Annotated in this window: 17 protein-coding genes and 1 pseudogene; 4 read left to right on the top strand and 14 right to left on the bottom strand. The window is 72.0% G+C overall.

Annotated elements, in window-relative coordinates; genetic code table 11:
• Positions 1 to 439: 439 nt before the first annotated feature.
• Together RQG84_RS17885 and RQG84_RS17880 are read right to left on the bottom strand one after the other, a co-directional pair.
• Positions 440 to 1360 carry a Ppx/GppA phosphatase family protein gene (locus RQG84_RS17885; RefSeq protein ID WP_311211154.1) on the bottom strand — a complete coding sequence of 307 codons (921 nt, stop codon included), beginning with the start codon at positions 1358 to 1360 and terminating at the stop codon, positions 440 to 442.
• 72 nt (positions 1361 to 1432) lie between these two features.
• On the bottom strand, positions 1433 to 2791 hold the full coding sequence (locus RQG84_RS17880) for a cation:dicarboxylate symporter family transporter (RefSeq protein ID WP_311211153.1): 1359 nt from the start codon (positions 2789 to 2791) through the stop codon (positions 1433 to 1435).
• 115 nt (positions 2792 to 2906) lie between these two features.
• Between RQG84_RS17880 and RQG84_RS17875 the strand changes: the two genes are divergently transcribed.
• Both RQG84_RS17875 and RQG84_RS17870 read left to right on the top strand, forming a co-directional pair.
• Positions 2907 to 4514 carry an ATP-binding protein gene (locus RQG84_RS17875; RefSeq protein ID WP_396135356.1) on the top strand — a complete coding sequence of 536 codons (1608 nt, stop codon included), beginning with the start codon at positions 2907 to 2909 and terminating at the stop codon, positions 4512 to 4514.
• Positions 4511 to 5179, top strand: coding sequence for a response regulator (locus tag RQG84_RS17870; RefSeq protein ID WP_311211151.1), 669 nt, complete (start codon positions 4511 to 4513; stop codon positions 5177 to 5179). Before RQG84_RS17875 ends, RQG84_RS17870 begins: the two co-directional genes overlap by 4 nt.
• Here the strand turns inward: RQG84_RS17870 and RQG84_RS17865 are convergent.
• From RQG84_RS17865 to meaB, 6 genes are all read right to left on the bottom strand, one after another.
• The gene (locus RQG84_RS17865) at positions 5124 to 5651 is read right to left on the bottom strand and encodes a DUF501 domain-containing protein (RefSeq protein ID WP_311211150.1); all 528 of its coding nucleotides are present in this window, start codon (positions 5649 to 5651) and stop codon (positions 5124 to 5126) included. The two genes, RQG84_RS17870 and RQG84_RS17865, sit on opposite strands and share 56 nt — an antisense overlap.
• Positions 5644 to 6078, bottom strand: coding sequence for a septum formation initiator family protein (locus RQG84_RS17860; RefSeq protein ID WP_311211149.1), 435 nt, complete (start codon positions 6076 to 6078; stop codon positions 5644 to 5646). Before RQG84_RS17860 ends, RQG84_RS17865 begins: the two co-directional genes overlap by 8 nt.
• A gap of 183 nt (positions 6079 to 6261) precedes the next feature.
• The gene (gene eno, locus RQG84_RS17855) at positions 6262 to 7539 is read right to left on the bottom strand and encodes a phosphopyruvate hydratase (protein WP_311211148.1); all 1278 of its coding nucleotides are present in this window, start codon (positions 7537 to 7539) and stop codon (positions 6262 to 6264) included.
• A 206-nt stretch (positions 7540 to 7745) separates the two neighbouring features.
• On the bottom strand, positions 7746 to 8339 hold the full coding sequence (locus RQG84_RS17850) for a MazG family protein (RefSeq protein ID WP_311211147.1): 594 nt from the start codon (positions 8337 to 8339) through the stop codon (positions 7746 to 7748).
• A gap of 40 nt (positions 8340 to 8379) precedes the next feature.
• Positions 8380 to 9048 carry a hypothetical protein gene (locus tag RQG84_RS17845; protein WP_311211146.1) on the bottom strand — a complete coding sequence of 223 codons (669 nt, stop codon included), beginning with the start codon at positions 9046 to 9048 and terminating at the stop codon, positions 8380 to 8382.
• A gap of 34 nt (positions 9049 to 9082) precedes the next feature.
• Complete coding sequence (gene meaB, locus RQG84_RS17840; RefSeq protein ID WP_311211145.1) at positions 9083 to 10054, bottom strand: methylmalonyl Co-A mutase-associated GTPase MeaB; 972 nt, start codon at positions 10052 to 10054, stop codon at positions 9083 to 9085.
• Between the two features lie 105 nt (positions 10055 to 10159).
• On the opposite strand from meaB, the gene RQG84_RS17835 reads away from it, so the two are divergent.
• The gene (locus tag RQG84_RS17835) at positions 10160 to 10513 is read left to right on the top strand and encodes a hypothetical protein (protein ID WP_311211144.1); all 354 of its coding nucleotides are present in this window, start codon (positions 10160 to 10162) and stop codon (positions 10511 to 10513) included.
• A 43-nt stretch (positions 10514 to 10556) separates the two neighbouring features.
• On the opposite strand, the pseudogene scpA reads toward RQG84_RS17835, so the two are convergent.
• The 3 genes and pseudogenes from scpA to RQG84_RS17820 form a co-directional block, all read right to left on the bottom strand.
• Positions 10557 to 12650, bottom strand: a pseudogene (scpA, locus tag RQG84_RS17830) (methylmalonyl-CoA mutase); the annotation flags it as partial.
• An 86-nt stretch (positions 12651 to 12736) separates the two neighbouring features.
• Positions 12737 to 14620: a methylmalonyl-CoA mutase family protein gene (locus RQG84_RS17825; protein ID WP_311211142.1), complete on the bottom strand. Its 1884-nt coding sequence runs from the start codon at positions 14618 to 14620 to the stop codon at positions 12737 to 12739.
• 87 nt (positions 14621 to 14707) lie between these two features.
• On the bottom strand, positions 14708 to 15934 hold the full coding sequence (locus RQG84_RS17820) for a hypothetical protein (protein WP_311211141.1): 1227 nt from the start codon (positions 15932 to 15934) through the stop codon (positions 14708 to 14710).
• Positions 15935 to 16076: 142 nt separating this feature from the next.
• Here RQG84_RS17820 and serC point away from each other — a divergent pair, with 142 nt between their 5' ends.
• Positions 16077 to 17186 (top strand): phosphoserine transaminase, encoded by a 1110-nt coding sequence (gene serC / locus RQG84_RS17815; RefSeq protein ID WP_311211140.1) that lies wholly within the window; start codon positions 16077 to 16079, stop codon positions 17184 to 17186.
• 18 nt (positions 17187 to 17204) lie between these two features.
• Here serC and RQG84_RS17810 read toward each other — a convergent pair whose 3' ends face one another.
• The 3 genes from RQG84_RS17810 to RQG84_RS17800 form a co-directional block, all read right to left on the bottom strand.
• Positions 17205 to 17726, bottom strand: a complete 522-nt coding sequence (locus RQG84_RS17810) for a gamma carbonic anhydrase family protein (RefSeq protein ID WP_055964509.1) — start codon at positions 17724 to 17726, stop codon at positions 17205 to 17207.
• Positions 17727 to 17749: 23 nt separating this feature from the next.
• Entirely contained in the window at positions 17750 to 19189 is a 1440-nt protein-coding gene (locus tag RQG84_RS17805; RefSeq protein ID WP_311211139.1) for an NCS2 family permease, read from the bottom strand.
• Positions 19190 to 19290: 101 nt separating this feature from the next.
• Entirely contained in the window at positions 19291 to 20325 is a 1035-nt protein-coding gene (locus tag RQG84_RS17800; RefSeq protein ID WP_311211138.1) for a hypothetical protein, read from the bottom strand.
• Positions 20326 to 20361 lie beyond the last annotated feature (36 nt).

Below are 20361 nucleotides of genomic sequence, written 5' to 3'. Positions count from 1 at the left end.
AGACCACCGACATCCGTGACGGGGCACTGCTCTGCCCGTTCCACCACCACCGAGCACACGACCAGGGTTGGATCGGGAGGATCAACCCCGACGACGGCCACGTCGAGTGGAAGACACCAGGCTCCGACACCTGGCAACGAAACACCCGCTGGCGACCCTGACACCGGATCACGACACCCCGACCCATCGGTCGGGGCACACGTGCTGCCCAGCCACCACTGAACCGCCCAGCGTGGTCTCGATACGTCCGACCGAGCTCCTCCGTCGCCGGCCGGACTACTCGACCAACGGATCCACGCGGCCGCCGCTCGATCGACGGGAGCCACACCTCGCTGGTCGAGTAGTCAGGACGGCGAGCGCCAGCGAGCCCGTGCTGACGATGGAGCCATCACACACAGGGCATAGCCGTGATGGAGCGAGACCAGAAGGCAGCAGGGACCTACAGGCCGGCGGCGCCCCAGGCGATGCCGTCGAGGATGTCGTGCTCGCTCACGGTCACCGTGTCGGTGGCGAGGGGGACGGCGTCCAGCACCGCGTCGAGGATCATGGCGCCGGCGCCGATCACGTCGGCGCGGCCGGGGTGCATGAACGGCAGGGCCCGGCGGTCAGCCACCGACATGCGCAGCAGCGAGAGGCAGGCGGTGCGCATGTCGTCGACCGAGATCCGTGCCCCGTGGATGGCCGACGAGTCGTACGACGGCAGCTCCAGCGCATGCGCGGCCACGGTGGTGATGGTGCCCGCCACACCGACGAGGGTGCTCACGGGCTCCAGCGACGAGACCTGAGGGACGAGCAGCCCGTCGAGGTAGGCCTCGAGGGCCGTCACCTCGTCGATCGAGACCGGGTCGCTGGGCAGGAAGCGCTCGGTCAGCCGCACCGAGCCGACGTCGAAGGAGTGCGACCACTGCACGTCACCGTCGGCGCCGACCACCAGCTCGGTGGAGCCGCCGCCGATGTCGACCACGAGCGCCGAGCCGGTCGTCGAGCGGGTGGCGCCCAGGAACGAGGCGCGGGCCTCGTCCTCGCCGGTGAGGACCTCGGGGCGCACGCCGAGGATCGACTCCACGCCGTCGTTCAGCTCGTCGGCGTTCTCGGCGTCGCGTGCCGCCGACGTCGCGCAGAAGCGGATCCGCTGGGCACCCAGCACCGTGGCCAGCTCACCGAACTCGCGGGTGACGGCCAGCGTGCGGTCGAGGGCGTCGGGGTGGAAGCGGCCGGTCTCGTCGACCCCCTGGCCGAGGCGGACGACCCGCATCTCGCGGACCACGTCGCGCTTCTCCTCGCCTCGCACGTCCGTGACGAGCAGGCGCAGGGAGTTCGTCCCACAGTCCATGGCGGCCACGCGGAGGGCATCCGGCATGCCCCGACCCTACCGATGCCGAAGGGCCCGGACGGTGCCCGGGCCCTTCGGCTCATCCCACCTGCTGCGAGGTCAGCGCGAGCTCTCGGCCAGCTCCTCGTCCCCGCGCGGGGTGTAGCCGTGGTCGTCGTCGACCATGCTCGTCTCGTCGAACGGGTCGTTGCCGGCCAGCACCTGGTCCAGCTTCTCGCGGTCGAGCGAGTTGGTCCACGTGCCCACCAGCACCGTCGCCACGGCGTTGCCGGCGAAGTTCGTGAGGGCGCGCGCCTCGGACATGAACCGGTCGATGCCGACGATGAGGCCGACACCGTCGACCAGGTCGGGGCGGTGCGACTGCAGACCACCGGCGAGCGTGGCCAGACCGGCTCCGGTCACGCCGGCCGCGCCCTTGGAGGCGATCATCATGAACAGCAGCAGCGAGAGCTGCTCGCCGAAGCTCAGCGGGTCGCCCGTGGCCGACGCGACGAACAGCGTGGCCATGGTCAGGTAGATCGCGGTGCCGTCGAGGTTGAACGAGTACCCGGTGGGCACCACGACGCCGACCGTGGACTGGTGCACGCCGGCGTGCTCCATCTTGGCGATGAGGCGCGGCAGGGCCGACTCCGACGACGACGTGGACACGATCAGCAGGAACTCACGGCCCAGGTACTTCAGCAGGCTGAAGATGTTGATGCCGGTGACGACCTTGAGCAGCAGGCCCAGGATGCCGAACACGAACAGGAAGCACGTGATGTAGAAGCCGATCATGAGGACCGCCAGGCTGCGCAGGGCGTCCATGCCGGTCTCGCCGACGACGGCGGCGATGGCACCGAAGGCGCCGATGGGCGCCAGCCACATGATCATGGCGAGCACGCGGAACACGAGCTTCTGCAGGTGACCCACACCCACCAGCACGGGCTCACCGGCGCGGCCCATGGCCTGCAGGGCGAAGCCGACGAGCAGCGCGACGAAGAGCGCCTGCAGCACGTCACCGGAGGTGAGCGAGGAGACCATCGTGTCGGGGATCATGTGCAGGATGAACTCGGCGGTCGTCTGCTTCTCCGACCCTGCGGACTCGGCAGCCTTGGCCGCGCCCTCCTCGGTCAGCTGCAGGCCCTCACCCGGGTGCAGGATGTTGCCGACGGCCAGGCCGATGGCCAGCGCGAACGTCGACATGGTGATGAAGTAGCCGAGCGCGAGCCCGCCGACCTTGCCCACCTGGGCGGCGCTGCGGACCGAGCCGACGCCGAGCACGATGGTGCAGAAGATGACCGGGCCGATCATCATCTTGATCAGCTTGACGAAGCCCTCGCCGAGCGGCTTGAGCTCCTTGGCGAAGTCGGGGGCGGCGAAGCCGACGGCGATGCCGGCGAGCACCGCGATGATGACGGCGATGTACAGGTAGTGGGTGCGGTCACGCTTGACGCGTGGCTGCGAGGTATCGGTGGCCATGGGGTTCCTCCTGGTGGGCTGACCTGCACACCGTGCCGTCCGGAGTGACCCCGGTCACCGTTGCGTACATAGAGTTCGTGACCGCCATCACAGGAGGCTTCCGACTTCTGGGACGATGCCCCCTGTGTCCCGTGCCGCGTCCCGAGCTCCGTCCGTCGCTCGCCAGATCCTGCTCTGGCAGGTCGTGGTGGTGTGCGTGCTGGTGCTGGGCGGGGTCGCACTGGCCTGGTTCGACGCCCGCGCGGACGCCACGTCGTCGGCCCGGCAGCGGGCGCTCGACCTCGCCGTCGCGGTGGCCGACACGCCCACCGTGCGCGACGCGGTGCGCACGTCGGACCCGACGACGGTGCTGCAGCCGTTCGCGGAGCAGGTGCGTCGTGACAGCGGCACCGACTTCGTGGTGGTGATGTCGCGCGACGGCATCCGCTACTCCCACCCCGACGTGGACGTGATCGGCGAGCGGTTCATCGGCTCCATCGAGGAGGCGCAGGCCGGCCGGACCCACACCGAGGAGTACGTGGGCACGCTCGGTCCGTCGGTGCGGGCGGTGGTGCCGGTCTTCGCCGAGCCCGGAACCCGCGACGTGGTGGCGCTCGTGTCGGTGGGCATCCGCACCGACAAGGTTCAGGACGAGGTCGTGGACGCCCTGCCGAGGATCCTGGGCGCGGCGGCGCTGGCCGCGGTGGTGGGCATCGTCGGCGCGTGGCTGATCCACCGTCGGCTGCGACGTCAGACCCACGGTCTTGGTGAGCAGCAGATCACCCGGATGTACGAGTACTACGACGCGGTGCTGCGGGCGGTGCGCGAGGGCCTGGTCCTCGTGGACGCCGACGGTCGGGTGAGCCTGGTGAACCAGGAGGCCGAGCGCCTGCTCGACGTCGGGACCGACCGCGTCCAGGGCGCCGACGTCGCGACCCTCAGGCTCGAGCCGTCGCTCACCGAGACCCTGCGTGCGCGGCTGCCGCTCACCGACGAGGTGGTGGCGCTGGCCGACCGTGTGCTCATCGTGAACGCGGCGCCGGCGCAGTGGGAGGGCCGCGACGTGGGCACGGTGGTGACGATCCGCGACCGCACCGAGCTGCAGGGCGTGACGGCCGAGCTCGACACGGTGCGAAGCCTGGCCGACTCGCTGCGGGCGCAGAGCCACGAGACCGCGAACCGGCTGCACACGATGGTCTCGCTCGTGGAGATGGGCCGCACCGAGGAGGCCGTGGAGTTCGCGACCCACGAGATGCAGCTGGCGCAGGGGCTGACCGACCGCATGGTGGGGGCGGTGGAGGAGCCGGTGGTAGCGGCGCTGCTGCTGGGCAAGTCGGCGCAGGCGCACGAGCGAGGGGTCCGGCTCGACGTCGACCCGGCGTCGGTGGTCACGGGCCTGCCGGTCGGCGCGCACGACGCGGTGACGGTGCTGGGCAACCTGCTCGACAATGCCATCGACGCGGCGCAGGGCACGTCGGACGCGACGGTCGCGGTGCACCTGCACGCGAGCGAGCTGCACCTCGACGTGGTGGTGGAGGACTCCGGGCCGGGCATCCCGAGGGAGGCCCGGGAGCAGGTGTTCGAGCGGGGCTGGTCGACCAAGGTGGTGGAGCAGGCGCATGGGCGAGGGCTGGGGCTCGCGCTCGTGGGGCAGGTGGTGCGACGTCACGGAGGCACCGTGCGCGTGGGCACGGGTGCGCTGGGCGGGGCGCTCGTCGAGGTCGAGATCGGGGACGACGCGTGATCCGGACGCTGGTGGTCGAGGACGAGAAGGTGGCGGCGCAGGCGCACGCCCAGTACGTGCGGGAGGTGCCCGGCTTCGAGGTCGCAGCCGTCGCGATGTCGGCGCAGGAGGCGGCGCGGGTGCTGCGCGAGGAGGCGATCGACCTCGTCCTGCTGGACATGCACCTGCCCGACGGGCACGGCCTCGAGCTGCTGCGTCGGCTACGGGCGGCCGGGAGCCGGGTCGACGTCATCGCGGTCACCTCGGCGCGCGACGTCGAGATCGTGCGCGACGCGGTGGCACAGGGCGTGGTCGGCTACCTGATCAAGCCGTTCGCGTTCGGGGCGTTGCGCGAACGGCTCACCGCGTACCGGACCTTCCACGAAGGACTCCAGGGCACCGAAGACCTCGACCAGGGTGCGGTCGACCGGATGCTGGAGTCGCTCCGCCCGGTCACCCGCTCGGGGCTGCCGAAGGGACTGGGCGTCGAGACGCTGCAGCAGGTGAAGGCGGTGCTCGCCGAGCACGGCGCCGCCTCGGCGGGCGAGCTGGCCGAGCACCTGGGGTCGTCGCGGGTGACGGCCCGGCGGTACCTGGAGCACCTCGCCGAGACCGGCGAGGTGCAGCGCGTCACCCGGCTGGGACGGGCGGGGCGTCCGGAGGTGGAGTACCGGCCGCACAGCTAGAGCTGCCCCAGTAGTCGCCGAGCAGGTCGACGGCCTCGTCGCCCAGGGGGTTGACCCCGCGACCCTTGGCCAGGGAGTGCCCGACGAGCACGTGCAGGCACTTGACGCGGGTGGGCATGCCACCGGCGGTGATGCCGTCGACCTCGGGCACGTGCGCGATGGCCTCGCGCTCGGCCAGGTACTGCTCGTGCGCCCTGGCGTAGTGGGCGGCGAGGTCGGCGTCGTGGACCAGGCGCTCGCTCATCTCGGCCATGAGGCCGGACGCCTCGAGCGTGCCGATGGCGCCGGCCAGGCGCGGGCACGTGACGTAGTAGAGCGTGGGGAACGGGGTGCCGTCGGGCAGCCGCGGCTCGGTGCGCACCACGTTGGGGTGGCCCGACGGGCAGCGCGAGGCGATCTCGAGCACGCCGCGGGCCGGACGGCCCAGCTGCTCGGCCACCGCCGCCAGGTCGGTCGGGTCCGGCTCAGTCATTGTTCTTCAGCACCTCGTCGGGGTCGGGAACGGGCGTCCTGGCCGACGGGGTGCGTCCCGATGCCTCGACGCTGCCCCACAACGTGTCGTACCACTGCTTCTGGGTGGGGTCGGGCGGGTCGTCGAGCGTGGGGACGTCGCCCTGCACCGTGCCGTCGGACCCGATGACGCGGTAGCCGACCTCGCCGGGCATGACCCAGCCGAAGCGCTCGCGCGCCTGCTGGCGCACGTAGGCGGAGTCGTTCCAACGGTCCTCGGTGTCGCCGAGGTCCTCGATGGACGCCTCACGCGTGGCGATCTCGGCCTTGAGCTGCTGGATCTCGCCACGCTGCTGCCACCAGGCGTGCAGCGCCGACGTGTACGAGGCGAGCAGGAGCAACAGCACCGCGAGCAGCAGCACCGCCCGGGTGGTGAAGCGCTGACCCATGCCGCGGGCCACCGCCGCACCGCTGCGCGGACGGGCCGCGCCGGGCCTGGTGGATGGGCGGCCAGCGCCTCGGGCCGAGCTCGGGCGCGCCGACCCCGCGGCACCGGACGAGCGGCCCGAGGGTCGCCGCGCCGGGCCGCCCTTCGGTTTCGGTCGTCCAGGACCGCGGGAGCCGGCCACGGGTCAGAGCGCGAGCCGCGGGAAGGCCGAGGCGCCGGCGTACACGGCCGCCGAGCCGAGGGTCTCCTCGATGCGCAGCAGCTGGTTGTACTTGGCCACACGGTCGGAGCGGGCCGGGGCACCGGTCTTGATCTGGCCGCAGTTCGTGGCGACGGCGAGGTCGGCGATGGTGACGTCCTCGGTCTCGCCCGAGCGGTGGCTCATCATGTTGCTGAAGCCGTGGCGGTGGGCCAGCTCGACGGCGTCGAGGGTCTCGGTGAGCGAGCCGATCTGGTTGACCTTGACCAGCATCGCGTTGGCCGCACCCTGCTCGAGGCCGCGGGTGAGCCGCTCGACGTTGGTGACGAACAGGTCGTCGCCGACGATCTGCACCTGGTGGCCGATGCGCTCGGTGAGCGCGATCCAGCCGTCCCAGTCCTCCTCGTCGAGCGGGTCCTCGATGGAGACGATCGGGTAGGCACCGACCAGCTCGGCGTAGTAGTCGGCCATCTCGGCCGAGCTCTTCTTCGCACCCTCGAACGTGTAGGAGCCCTTCTCGAAGAACTCCGAGCTGGCGACGTCGAGCGCGAGGCCGATGTCGGTGCCGAGCTTCAGGCCGGTCTTCTCGACGGCCGTCGCGATGAGGTCGAGCGCGGCACGGTTGGACGACAGGCTGGGCGCGAAGCCACCCTCGTCGCCGAGGCCGGTGGACAGGCCGTCCTTCTTGAGGACGGACTTGAGCGCGTGGTAGACCTCGGTGCCCTGGCGCAGCGCCTCGGCGAAGGTGGGCGCGCCGATGGGCGCGATCATGAACTCCTGCACGTCGACGTTGGAGTCGGCGTGGGCGCCACCGTTGAGGATGTTCATCATCGGCACGGGCAGCACGTGGGCGTTGGGGCCGCCGACGTAGCGGAACAGCGGCAGGCCGGCCGAGTCGGCGGCGGCCTTCGCGAGGGCGAGCGAGACGCCGAGGATGGCGTTGGCGCCCAGCTCGGCCTTGTTCGGGGTGCCGTCGAGCGCGATCATCGCGGCGTCGACCGCACGCTGGTCGTCGGCGTCGAAGCCCACGATCTCGGCAGCGATCGTGGCGTTCACGGCCTCGACGGCCTTGCGGACGCCCTTGCCGAGGTAGCGGTCGCCACCGTCGCGCAGCTCCACGGCCTCGAACTGGCCGGTCGACGCGCCGGACGGCACGGCCGCACGACCGATCGTCCCGTCGTCGAGGGCGACCTCGACCTCGACGGTGGGGTTGCCGCGCGAGTCGAGGATCTCGCGCGCTCCGACGGCTTCGATGCTGGCCATGCTGCTCCTGCTGGTGAGGGGTTCAGGTGGTGCTGCGGTCTGCCCCCAGCCTAGTGCGGCCCGAACACGTCTCGCGCCAGGCGCGGGGCCACGCAGGATTCTGCCTTCGCGAGCGGAACGTCGAACGATGCTGCGTTCGTGACGGGATCCGGTGGCGAACGCAGCATCGATCGGCCGACCACGCACGAACGCAGGATCCTGCGTCCTCAGCCGAGGCGGGAGCGGACGGCCCGGCGCAGGGCCTCCTCGGCGTCGACGCCCTGGGCGCGGGCCTCGGCGACCAGCTGCAGCAGGCGCGAGCCGACGTCGTCGCCGGAGGTGTCGAGGTCGGGCACGCGGTCGAGCACCTTGCGGGCCGTGGCCAGGGCGGGCAGGTCGCGAGCGATGCCCTCCAGCGGCGATTCACGCGGCTTCTCCTGCGCCTTGACCGCCTGCCAGGCGGCGTCGATCTCCTCGGGGGTGCGCGCGTCGCCGTCGGCGAAGACGTGCGGGTTGCGGCGCACGAGCTTGTCAGTGATGCCGGCGGCGACGTCGTCCACGTCCCACCCCTCCCCCGTGTCGGCGGCGACGGCGGCGTGGAACACCACCTGCATCAGCAGGTCGCCGAGCTCCTCGCGCAGCAGGTCGGAATCACCCGCGTCGAGGGCCTCGAGGGTCTCGTACGTCTCCTCCAGCAGGTAGCGGCCGAGGGAGTCGTGGGTCTGGCCCTGCGTCCAGGCGCACTCGGCACGCAGACGGGCCATCACGTCGACCAGGTCGAGCAGGCGCTCGCCCGACCGGTCACCCTCGGGCCGACTCACGCGCCGGCCCTCTCCGGCAGGGCGCCCACGAACGACGCCCTCACGAACAGCGCTGCGTGGCCGGCGCGACGAGCGGGGCGTCCTCGTTGAGGACGTCGGAGGAGACCGAGAGCGAGCCGGTGGCCGCGACCTGCTGACCGTCGTCGCCGAGGCCGAAGCGCGGGTCGATGCTCACGTCGGCAGCCTTCACGGCGTCGGCGAGCACGGCCCGGCCGGCCTGCTGGACGTCGTCGGCGTTCTGCTCGGTCACCTGCTCGCCGGTCTTGGCGACGCCCAGCTGCTCGGCGATCGCGTAGGTGCGCTGGCCGGCCTCGAGCACGCGGACGGCCTCGTCGAGGTCGACGTCGGGCAGAGCCTGCGCCACCTGGTCGCGCTGGGCGCGGGTGAACTCGTAGTCGCTGGGCGAGAGCGTGATGTCCTCGCGCTCGGCGAGCTCGTCGGCCACCACGCCGCTGACCAGCTCGGCCACCGCCTGACGCCGGACGTCGGCGTTGTCGACCGTGCTCCCGCCGGCCTGGGCGCTGGAGAACAGCGAGACCTGGCAGAAGACCACGGCCGCGCGGTCGGCCTCGTCCATCGAGATGGTGGTGCCGTCGACGACCGCCGCCGCACCGGGACTGACGGAGCCGCCGCACCCGGCGAGCAGGAACCCGGCCAGGACGGCGGGCACGACCTTGGACGTGACGGGGATCACCGGACGCAACCTCATGGCGGCCACCTTAGCGAGCGCCGACGACCACGGGTCAGCGGTCGTACGCCTCGAGGATGAGGTCGGCGGCACTGGCCGCGGCGAGCTCGCCCGACAGCACGGCCTCGCGCACCTCGTCGCGCACCCGGGCGACGTCCTCGTCGGTGCGCAGGCGCTGGTCCAGCTCGTCGCGCACGAGCGCCCAGGTGAACTCCAGCTGCTGCTGGGCGCGCTTCTCGCGCAGCCCCTTCTGGCCCAGGAACTCGCGGTGCCGCACGAGCCGGTTCCACACCGTGTCGATGCCGCGGTGCTCCAGCGCCGAGCACGTGACGACGGGCGGCACCCAGCCGTGCGTGCCGGCGTAGACGAGGCGCAGCGCCCCGGCGAGGTCCTTGGCGGTCACCTCGGCCTCCTGGGCGCGCTCGCCGTCGGCCTTGTTGACGGCGATCACGTCGGCGATCTCCAGGATCCCCTTCTTGATGCCCTGCAGCTGGTCCCCGGTGCGCGCGATGGTGAGGAACAGGAAGGTGTCGACCATGCCGGCCACGGTGATCTCGGACTGGCCGACGCCCACGGTCTCGACGAGCACGACGTCGTAGCCGGCGGCCTCGAGGACGGTCATGGCCTGCGACGTGGCCCGTGCGACGCCGCCGAGGGTGCCGGCGCTCGGCGAGGGCCGGATGTAGGCCTGGGGGCTGACGGCCAGCTGGGCCATGCGCGTCTTGTCGCCCAGCACCGAGCCGCCGGTGCGCACGCTCGACGGGTCGACCGCCAGCACGCCCACGCGCTTGCCCTGCTCGACGAGGTGGGTGCCGAGGGCCTCGATGAACGTGCTCTTGCCGACGCCGGGCACGCCGGAGATGCCGACCCGCACCGCTCCCCCGGCGTGCGGGGTGAGCGCGGCGAGCAGCTCCCGCGACGCCGCCCGGTGGTCCGCGCGGCTGGACTCGACGAGCGTGATGGCCCGCGAGACCCCCGCGCGACGTCCGTCGAGGACGTCCGCGGCGAGCTTCTCGACGTCGGTCATGCGCACCGCCGCCCGCTGTCAAGCCGTCCACAGGTTTCGTGCAGACGGGATCGACCGGGTCGCGGACCCCTGGAAAGATCGGCTCGGACGCACGACACTGAAGGGGTGATCGAGGTGAACGAGCCGCAGGTGTGGACGCTGATCGGCGTCTTCGGCACGGCGTTGTTCGGCATGCTCACGCTCATGTCGACCATGTTCGTCCGGACCCTGCGAACCGAGATCGGGTCCCTGCGCACCGAGATGCGCACCGAGATCGGGTCCCTGCGCACCGAGATGCGCACCGAGATCGGGTCGCTGCGCAGCGAGATGGGCACCGAGCTCCGATCCGTGCGGGGCGAGATCGGGTCCCTGCGCACCGAGATGCAGGCCGAGTTCGCCTCGGTCCGCACCGAGATCAAGTACCTCGACCGCGACGTCCAGGCGTTGTCGCGCCGCGTCTTCGGCGACGACGCCGCCTGACCCGCCACGCGGCACCTCGACGAGCTCGGCGCACGCACCGGCATCAGGACCCGTCGCCGGTGCGCAGCCGGTCGAGCAGGCTGAGCGCGGAGTCGGCGATGACGGTGCCGGGCAGGAACACCTCGGCCGCCCCCATCTCCTTGAGCGTCGGGACGTCGTCGGGCGGGATGACGCCGCCCATGACGATCATGATGTCCTCGCCGCCCAGGTCGGCCAGCGCCTTCTTGAGCTCGGGCAGCAGCGCGAGGTGGCCGGCCGCGAGGCTCGACACGCCGACGATGTGCACGTCGGCGTCGACCGCCTGCTGCGCGACCTCCTCGGGCGTGGAGAACAGCGGTCCCACGTCGACGTCGAAGCCCATGTCGGCGAACGCCGTGACGATGACCTTCTGGCCGCGGTCGTGACCGTCCTGGCCCATCTTGGCCACGAGGATGCGGGGACGTCGGCCCTCCGCCTTCTCGAAGGCGGCGGTGGCGTCGACGACCTTGCCGATGTTGCCGCCCTGGCCCGCCTCGGTCCTGTACACACCGGAGATCGTACGGATGACGGCCTGGTGCCGGCCGTAGACCTTCTCGAGCGCGTCGGAGATCTCGCCGACGGTGGCCTTGGCGCGGGCGGCGTCGACCGCGAGGGCCAGCAGGTTGCCGTCGAGGGAGCCGTCGCTGGACGACCCGCGCTCGGCGCTGGCGGTGAGTGCCGCAAGCGTGCGCTCGACCTCGGCGGGATCGCGCTCGGCACGCAGCCGCTCCAGCTTGGCCACCTGCTGGGAGTAGACCGACGCGTTGTCGACCTTGAGCACGTCGAGCGGGTCCTCGTCTGCGAGGCGGTAGGTGTTCACGCCGATGACGGCCTGCTGGCCGGAGTCGATGCGGGCCTGCGTGCGCGCCGCGGCCTCCTCGATGCGCATCTTCGGGATGCCGGCCTCGATGGCCTTCGACATGCCTCCGGCCTTCTCGACCTCCTGGATGTGCGCCCAGGCACGGTTGGCCAGGTCGTGGGTCAGCTTCTCCACGTAGTAGGAGCCGCCCCACGGGTCGATGATCCCGGTGGTGCCGGACTCCTGCTGCAGCAGCAGCTGGGTGTTGCGGGCGATGCGCGCGCTGAAGTCGGTGGGCAGCGCGATGGCCTCGTCGAGCGCGTTGGTGTGCAGGCTCTGGGTGTGGCCCTGCGTGGCCGCCATGGCCTCGATGCAGGTGCGCTGCACGTTGTTGAACACGTCCTGGGCGGTGAGGCTCCAGCCCGACGTCTGGCTGTGGGTGCGCAGGCTCAGGCTCTTGGGGTTCTTCGGGTCGAAGTCGCTCACGAGCCGCGCCCACAGGGCACGGGCCGCGCGCATCTTCGCGATCTCCATGTAGAAGTTCATGCCGATGGCCCAGAAGAAGCTCAGGCGCGGCGCGAAGGCGTCGATGTCGAGGCCGACGTCGAGACCGGCGCGGATGTACTCCACGCCGTCGGCCAGCGTGTACGCCAGCTCGAGGTCGTTCGTGGCCCCGGCCTCCTGGATGTGGTACCCGGAGATCGAGATGGAGTTGAACCGCGGCATCCGCTGCGCCGTGTACGCGAAGATGTCGGAGATGATCCGCATCGACGGCGCCGGCGGGTAGATGTAGGTGTTGCGGACCATGAACTCCTTGAGGATGTCGTTCTGGATGGTCCCCGAGAGCTGCTCCGGCTTCACCCCCTGCTCCTCGGCCGCGACGATGTAGAGCGCGAGGACCGGCAGCACCGCGCCGTTCATGGTCATCGACACGCTCATCTCGTCGAGCGGGATGCCGTCGAACAGCTCACGCGCGTCGTAGATGGAGTCGATGGCCACACCGGCCATGCCGACGTCGCCCTTCACGCGCGGGTGGTCGGAGTCGTACCCGCGGTGGGTGGCGAGGTCGAACGCGACCGACAGGCCCTTCTGGCCGGCCGCGAGGTTGCGGCGGTAGAAGGCGTTGGACTCCTGCGCCGTCGAGAACCCGGCGTACTGGCGGATGGTCCAGGGCTGCGTCGAGTACATGGCCGGGTACGGCCCACGCAGGAAGGGCGCCAGGCCCGGGTAGGTGTCGAGGGCGTCGACGTCGGCGAGGTCGTCGGCGGTGTAGAGGTTCTTGACCGCGATGCCCTCGGGTGCGTCCCACGGCTCGGCGCTCTCGACGGCAGAGGCGTACGCGCCTGCGTCGGGGGTGGGTGGCTGCTCGGGGTCCAGCGGCTGTCCGGCGAACGAGGCGGGGATCGTCACGAGGAAAGCTCCTCTCGGGTGCGGCGCAGGAAGGCCAGGGCGTCGAGCCCGGCCGCGCAGGAGTCGTCGACGTCGGCGGAGACGGCGTCAGGCTTGCCGGCCACGACCACGTGGCGGGCACCGGCCTCGCGCAGGGCGGCGACCAGCTCGGCACCCCACTCGGCGTAGAGCGGGTCGGGCCCGGTCAGGCACACGACGGCGGGGGCGTCGGCCTGGCGGTACGCCTCCACGACGCCGTCCACCCCGTCGGTGGCGCCGGCCGTGACGGTCTCGATGCCACCGGCGGCGAACAGGTTGGCCGCGAACGTGGCGCGCGCGGTGTGCTGGGCCACCCGGCCCATCGTCGCGAGGAACACCGGCGCAGTGGCGCGGTCGTCGCGCATGGCCTCGAACTCGTGCGCGTAGCGGTGCACCGGCTGGGTGCGGCCGTACGGACGGCGCTCGGGCTGCTCCTCGTGCAGGTTCGGGAACTCCGAGACGCCCGTGATGGGACGCTGCCGTCGCGCCACCTGCAGGGCGCGGTCGGAGACGGTCGCCTCCACCCGGGTCCGGAGTGCGTCGAGGGCGGCGGCGAAGCCCGTCTCCCGGTCGGCGGAGTCGGCGACCACGGCGTCGAGCTCGCCGAACAGGTCCCAGGCCGCGCGTGCGACGTCGTCGGTGAGCTTCTCGACGGCGTGCGCACCACCGGCGGGGTCGACGACGCGGGCCACGTGCGACTCGCTGATGAGCAGGCTCGAGGTGTTGCGGGCGATGCGCCGGCTGAACACCTCGGGCAGGCCGAGCGGCTCGTCGAACGGGAGCACCGTGACGCTCGAGGCCCCACCGACGCCGGCCGCGAAGGTGGCCACGCAGGTGCGGAGCATGTTCACGTAGGGGTCGTAAGCCGCCATCATGGGCCGCGACGTCACGACGTGCTGGCGCTGGCCGCGGCCGCTCTCGGCCACGCCGCTCAGCTCGAGCAGGCGGGCCCACACCCGCCGGGCGGCGCGCAGCTTGGCGATGGTCGGGAACTGCTCGTCGGTGGCGGCGAGGCGCACGTCGAGCTGGTCGGCGGCGGTGTCGACGTCGAGACCGGCCTCGGTGAGCAGCCGCAGGTAGGCGGCCCCGGCGAGCAGCGCGTAGGCGAGCTCCTGCACGTCGGACGCGCCCGCGTCGTGCACGGCGGTGGCGTCGACGACGATGCCGCGGGCCCCGCGGCGCTGCGCGAGCCGGGCGACCTCGACGGCGACGGACGGGTCGGTGACCGCACCCTCGACCCCGATGCCGAGGGTGGTGCGGGCCAGGGACCCGAGGGGGTCGGCGCCGTAGCTCGTGCCGGGTGCCGGGTCGACGGCCTTGTCGTCGATGACGGCGTCGAGGGCCTGCGCCGCACCCAGCGGGTCGGTCGGGTCCTCGACCACCACGGGGGCGAGGTCGACGAAGACGGGCTCGAGGACGCGGGCCAGCGCGTCGGTCGGCACGGCACCGTCACCCACGGCGATCCAGAGCGAGTTGACGCCGTTCTCGACGTCGGTGAGCACGTGCTGCGCGGTCAGGTCGGCGTCGGGGTCGGCGAACCAGGCCCGCACGTCCCAGCCGTCGAGCTCACGCGTGGCGGCAGAGCCCCGGGTGAACGGGGCCTGGCCCGGCAGCCCGGTCGGCGTCACGTCGGCCGACAGGGCCGGCGTGCCGAGCGGGGCGACGCCGATGCCGTCGAGCGTCGAGCGGGTGAGCAGCGCCCACACGTCGGCGTCCGGGGCGTCGTCGGCGAGCTTCTTGGTCTTGCGCAGGACGGCGGCGGTGGCCTTCTCCCAGGCGTGGACGTCGGGCTCGACGCCTTCGGCCAGCGGGACGGCGACCGTCGCCTCCGGGCCCACGCCGGAGCCGGGGTCAGATGCCATAGGGGGCATCGTAGGGCGGGCCTGTGAGCCCGGCCACCCGGTGTGACGAAGCCGACGGGGGCGGGAGCGAAGTCGTGCCCGGTGCGATCACGACACGGAGAAGGTGACCTTCGCCCACGCCCCTGCGCCCTTGGCGTTGCGGGCCCGCACCATGGCCACGCGCTTGCCCTTGCCCAGCGCGCTGCGCGACACGGCGTACGAGCGCTGCGTCGCCGACCGCGTGGCGCTCCGCACCACCTTCGAGCCCGCCATGACCCGGACGTCGTAGCCCGTGACCGCCGTGAAGCCGTCGGCCGCCGGGGTGGACCAGGAGACGGTGCGCGTCCTCGACCTCGAGGTGCCGGAGACCCTGAGCGACCGAGGCGCGGACGGTGCCGTCGTCATGACCGCCGGCAGCACGTCGGTGGTGCTGTTGGAGATGTTGATGAGCGTGACCCGGCGGCGGGCGTCGACCGCGACGCCGTTCGGCCCGTTCGGCCGCGACGCCACCCGCACCACCCGAGCGGGGGTCGCGTTCCCGTCGCTGCTCGGGGCGAAGACGACGACGTGTCGTGCGGCGTCGTTGTTGGTCACGTAGAGGTTGCCTCCCCCGTCGAACGCGAGGGCGGAGGGGTTGTTGAGCCGGCTGCGGCTCCCGCCGAGCACCGAGACGGGTCCGGCGTCACCGCTCGAGCCGTAGGTGAAGGCCACCGCCGCGTCCGCCTCGGACGACACCACCCAGAGCAGGCTCCCCCGGCGGACGACGCCGCTGACGCCCGAGAGCTGGGTCCGGGGTCCGACGATGCGGTGCAGCGGCCGCGCGTTGCCCGACGCCGACGGGGCGAAGGTCGACACGGCGGACGCTCCGGCGTCGGCGACGTGGATGTAGCCGGCGGCGTCGACGTCGATGCCGCTCAGGCTGACGATGCCCGTCGAGGCGCCGGTGATGACCCGTTCCGGCGCCACGTCGCCGTTCGCGCCGGGCGCGAAGATGCGGATGGCGTCGTTGGAGCCGTCGATGACGTGCACCGCGCCGTCGGCGTCCACCGCCACACCGTTGGGGTAGCCGAACCCCGTGGCGGCGCCGGCGATCGTCCGGGTCGCGGTCGTCGACCCCACCGGGAAGTACCGGACCGCGTTGTTCGAGACGATCCAGCGCCCGCCGGAGGCGTCGACGTCGACCCCGACGGGGTCGGTGCCGGCGAAGAAGCCGGACTGCACCGGCGTCACGGTCACGTCGTCGGCGTGGGCCGGGGCGCCCAGGCACGACAGGACGACTGCGGTGGCCGTGCTGGCCGTGGTGGCGACGACCGTCGCGCGGACGTTGTTCCTCATGGACCGACCTCGGGTGCTGGGGCCCGACGGCGCGGGCGAGCGGTCCCCCGAAGGTCCTCATCCTGGGACGTCCGGCCCCTCGGGGACAGGGGTGGTTCGACGTAATGTCCGGCGCTCACGGGGACGCTGCCAGACTGGTGGGGTGAAGATCCCCGCGAAGCTCCTGCCCCGCGACGGTCGCTTCGGGTCCGGTCCGTCCAAGGTCCGCCCGGAGGCGCTGGCCGCGCTCGCCGCCACCGGCTCCTCGCTGCTCGGCACGTCGCACCGCGCCGCACCGGTCAAGAACCTCGTCGGATCGGTCCGCTCGGGCCTCTCCACCCTGCTCGAGCTGCCCGACGGCTACGAGGTCGTGCTCGGTCTCGGGGGCACGCACGCCTTCTTCGACGCCGCCGTCCACGGGCTGGTCGAGCGACGCAGCCAGCACCTGGTGCACGGCGAGTTCTCCCGCAAGTTCGCGACCGCAGCCGCACGGGCGCCGTTCCTGCAGGACCCAGAGGTGCTCGAGTCGGCGCCGTCCACGCACCCGCTCCCCCGCGCGACGGCCGGCATCGACGTGTACGCCTGGGCCCACAACGAGACCTCCACGGGCGTGATGGTGCCCGTGGAGCGGGTCCCCGACGCCGACCCCGACGCCCTCGTGCTGGTCGACGCGACGTCGGCCGCCGGTGGCCTGTCCGTCGACGTGTCGCAGACCGACGTCTACTACTTCGCGCCGCAGAAGTCGTTCGCCTCCGACGGTGGCCTGTGGCTGGCCGTCATGTCCCCGGCGGCGGTCGAGCGGGCGCAGCGCATCGCGGCGTCGGGCCGGTACGTGCCGTCGTTCCTGGACCTGCCGACCGCCATCGAGAACTCCCGCAAGGACCAGACCTACAACACGCCCGCGGTGGCCACCCTGGTGCTGCTCGACGAGCAGGTGCGGTGGCTGAACGAGCAGGGCGGCATGGACTTCGCTGCCGGCCGCACCCGCGACTCCAGCGCCCGGCTGTACTCCTGGGCCGAGGCCTCGTCCTTCGCGTCGCCGTTCGTCACCGCCTCGGCGGAGCGGTCGTTCGTGGTGGGCACGATCGACCTCGACGCATCGGTCCCGCAGCAGACCCTGACCGAGATCCTGCGGGAGAACGGCATCGTCGACGTCGACAGCTACCGCGGCCTGGGCCGCAACCAGCTGCGCATCGGCATGTTCCCGAGCGTCGAGCCCGACGACGTCAGTGCCCTGACCGCCTGCATCGACTGGGTCGTCGAGCGGCTCTGAGGCAGCCCGCCGCGGTGGTCAGTCGACGACCGTGGCGGAGCGGTGAAGCTCGCGGTGCTCCTCGTAGATGCGGGCGTTGCGGTGCAGGCCCTCCACCTCGTCGTCGCTCAGCTCGCGCCGCACCTTGGCCGGCACCCCGGCCACGAGTGAGCGCGGCGGCACCTGCATGCCGGCCGTCACGAGCGCTCCGGCCGCGACGAGCGACTCGCTGCCGATCACGGCACCGTTCATCACCACGGCCCCCATGCCGATGAGGCAGTGGTCCTCGACGACGGCACCGTGCACGACGGCGTTGTGGCCGACCGAGACCCCTTCGCCCAGCACGACCGGCTGACCCTTGTCGACGTGGAAGGCGCACCCGTCCTGCACGTTGGAGCGCGGACCGATCGTGATCGGCTCGTTGTCGGCCCGCAGCACCGCGCCGTACCAGACGCTGGCGCCGTCCTCGAGCACGACGGACCCGGCCAGGGTGGCGTTGGGGGCCACGAAGGCGGACTCGGCCACGCGCGGACGTCGGTCGTCACCCAGGTCGATCTGCATGCGTCCGACCCTAGGTCACCGGCTCAGGTCAGCCAGCGCGTGATGGGGTCGATGGCGAAGTAGACGACGAACAGCACCGACACGACCCACATGAGCGCGTGGACCTCGGCGATCTTGCCTCGGGTGACCTTGAGCAGCACGTAGGCGATGAACCCCGCGCCGATGCCGGCCGTGATGGAGTACGTGAACGGCATGAGCACGATCGTCAGGAACGCCGGGATCGCGATGTCCGGGTCGTCCCAGACGATGCCCGTCACCTGGGTCATCATCAGGAAGCCCACGAGCACCAGTGCCGGGACCGCCGCCTCGTTGGGGATGTGCTGCACGAGCGGGGCGAAGAACGTGGCCAGCAGGAACAGCAGGCCGGTCACGATGCTCGCGAGACCGGTGCGCGCGCCGTCGCCGACGCCGGACGCCGACTCGATGTAGGAGGTGTTCGACGAGACGCCCGCGGCGCCACCGGCTGCGGCGGCGATGGAGTCGACGACGAGGATGCGCTGCGCGCCCTCGGGCGAGCCGTTCTCATCGTTCAGGCCCGCCTCGGCGCCGATGGCCGTCATCGTGCCCATCGTGTCGAAGAAGTCGGCCAGCAGGAGCGTGAAGACCAGCAGCGAGGCCGCCACGACGCCGACGCGCTCGAAGGAGCCGAACATCGAGAACTGGCCGAGCAGGCCGAAGTCGGGCGTGGCGAAGAACGAGTCGGGCCACGACGGGACGTTGAGGTTCCAGCCCTTCGACGTCGGGTCGCCGTTGCTGCCGGGGGTGTCGGTGATGGCCTGCACGACGCCGGCGAGCACGGTCGTGGTGGCGATGCCGATGAGGATGGCCCCGGGGACGCCGCGCGCGTGCAGGGCGATCATGAGCAGCAGTCCGATGCAGAAGACCAGCACGGGCCAGCCGGACAGCTCACCACCGATGCCGAGGCCGATGGGCGGGGCCGCGTTGCCCGTCGTGCGGACGAAGCCCGCGTCGACCAGGCCGATGAGCGTGATGAACAGACCGATGCCGACCGCGATCGCGGTCTTCAGCTGGGCCGGCACCGCGTCGAACACGGCCTTCCGGAAGCCCGTGAGCACGAGCACCAGGATGATGAGGCCCTCCAGCACCACGAGCCCCATCGCGTCGGCCCACGTCATCTGCGAGGCCACCGAGTACGCCACGAAGGCGTTGAGGCCGAGGCCCGTCGCGATCGCGAGCGGGAAGTTCGCCACGGCGCCCATCAGGATGCTGAGCACGCCTGCCGCCAGCGCGGTGCAGGCGGCGATCGTCGTGAAGCCGGATCCCGGCTCGGAGCCGCCGCCGAGGAACGAGCCGTCGGCGTCGGGGACGCCGGCGAGGATGATCGGGTTCAGGACGATGATGTAGGCCATCGTCAGGAAGGTCACCACGCCGCCGCGGACCTCCCTCGCCACGCTGGAACCGCGGTCGGTGATCTTGAAGTGGCGCTCGAGAACGGTCGTCATGGCACCGCAGCATGCCAGACGCCCGACGCTCGTCGATGTCGTGCCTGGGTCGATCGGGTTTCAGGACGAGTCGGCGCCGGGCTGTGGCGTCGGCAGCCGGGTCAGTCGTCGTCCTTGCGGGTGATCCAGACGCCGACGAGCGCCAGGAGCAGCACCGCGAGCGCACCGGAGACCACGACGAACCACGGCCGGCCGATCTCACCGGGCTGGTCCGCGGCGGTGGCCGACGGGGAGGCCGACGGCGTGGGGGTGGCGCTGGGTGCGGCCTGGCCCGCCTCGCCGGCCGAGAACCCGACCCGCACCAGCTCCCAGGGCGATCCCTCGCTGCCGATCAGGTAGGAGCCGCCCGACGGCTCGAACGCCACCGTCTCGCCCTGCGGCTGCTCGGGCAGCGCCTCGCTGCGCACCAGGCTCAGGTCGCGCGCGTCGAGGACGGCCGCCGCGATGTAGTTCCGCACCACCACGAAGCGTCCGTCGGGACTGGTGGAGGCGTCGGTGGCCATGAGCAGGGTGGGCTCCCCCACGGGCTCGGGGACGTTGGTCTCGTCGGTCGACAGGTCGGCCGGCAGGCGCAGGATGCGACCGGCCAGGAGCTCCTTGGTGACCAGGAGGAAGCGACCGTCGGCGTCGACGGCGAGAGACTCCACGTCGGCCGGACCGTCGGAGTAGCCGACCGGGTACCGCGTGGAGCGGGCCGAGCCGTCGTCCGGACCGGGCTCGTCGATCGCGTAGAGGGCGGCGTCCTTGCGCTGCGCGAGGTTGTCGCCGACGTCGGCCACCCACAGCCGGCCGTCGTGGAGCATGAGCGCCTCGGTGTCCTGCCACGCCGTGCCGGTGACCGTGGTGGTGCCCACGACCTCGCCGGTCGAGACACGCACCGCGAAGACGACGTCGGCGTTGCCGGAGTCGTTGATCGTGTAGGCGAGGTCGTCGTGCACCGTGCTGACCGCCAGGCCGCTCGACTCGGCGATGCGGGAGTCGGTGACGGTGCTGACCACCCGCGAGTCGACCGGGCTGTCCTCGTCGTCGGCCCCCACGGCCGCGTCGGCGTCGCGGGTGAACGACACGACGGCGGCCACCAGGATCAGGACGACCAGGAGGGCCGGGAACAGGAGCCGGCGGCGACGGGGGTTCATCGGCACCATCCTCCCAGCGTCACGCGCCTCGAGCCC

The sequence above is a fragment of the Aeromicrobium sp. WCS2018Hpa-31 genome (genome assembly GCF_031843905.1).
Taxonomy (GTDB): Bacteria; Actinomycetota; Actinomycetes; order Propionibacteriales; family Nocardioidaceae; genus Aeromicrobium.
Note: the sequence above shows the minus strand (reverse complement) of the source record. Positions and strands in the feature narration are given on the sequence as shown.

Bases quoted from the DNA above. Each gene is read 5' to 3' on its own strand.
- RQG84_RS17885 (WP_311211154.1), bottom strand. From the start codon at position 1,360: ATGCCGGATGCCCTCCGCGTGGCCGCCATGGACTGTGGGACGAACTCC.
- RQG84_RS17880 (WP_311211153.1), bottom strand. From the start codon at position 2,791: ATGGCCACCGATACCTCGCAGCCACGCGTCAAGCGTGACCGCACCCAC.
- RQG84_RS17875 (WP_396135356.1), top strand. From the start codon at position 2,907: ATGCCCCCTGTGTCCCGTGCCGCGTCCCGAGCTCCGTCCGTCGCTCGC.
- RQG84_RS17865 (WP_311211150.1), bottom strand. From the start codon at position 5,651: ATGACTGAGCCGGACCCGACCGACCTGGCGGCGGTGGCCGAGCAGCTG.
- RQG84_RS17860 (WP_311211149.1), bottom strand. From the start codon at position 6,078: ATGGGTCAGCGCTTCACCACCCGGGCGGTGCTGCTGCTCGCGGTGCTG.
- eno (WP_311211148.1), bottom strand. From the start codon at position 7,539: ATGGCCAGCATCGAAGCCGTCGGAGCGCGCGAGATCCTCGACTCGCGC.
- RQG84_RS17845 (WP_311211146.1), bottom strand. From the start codon at position 9,048: ATGAGGTTGCGTCCGGTGATCCCCGTCACGTCCAAGGTCGTGCCCGCC.
- meaB (WP_311211145.1), bottom strand. From the start codon at position 10,054: ATGACCGACGTCGAGAAGCTCGCCGCGGACGTCCTCGACGGACGTCGC.
- RQG84_RS17825 (WP_311211142.1), bottom strand. From the start codon at position 14,620: ATGGCATCTGACCCCGGCTCCGGCGTGGGCCCGGAGGCGACGGTCGCC.
- RQG84_RS17820 (WP_311211141.1), bottom strand. From the start codon at position 15,934: ATGAGGAACAACGTCCGCGCGACGGTCGTCGCCACCACGGCCAGCACG.
- RQG84_RS17810 (WP_055964509.1), bottom strand. From the start codon at position 17,726: ATGCAGATCGACCTGGGTGACGACCGACGTCCGCGCGTGGCCGAGTCC.
- RQG84_RS17805 (WP_311211139.1), bottom strand. From the start codon at position 19,189: ATGACGACCGTTCTCGAGCGCCACTTCAAGATCACCGACCGCGGTTCC.
- RQG84_RS17800 (WP_311211138.1), bottom strand. From the start codon at position 20,325: ATGAACCCCCGTCGCCGCCGGCTCCTGTTCCCGGCCCTCCTGGTCGTC.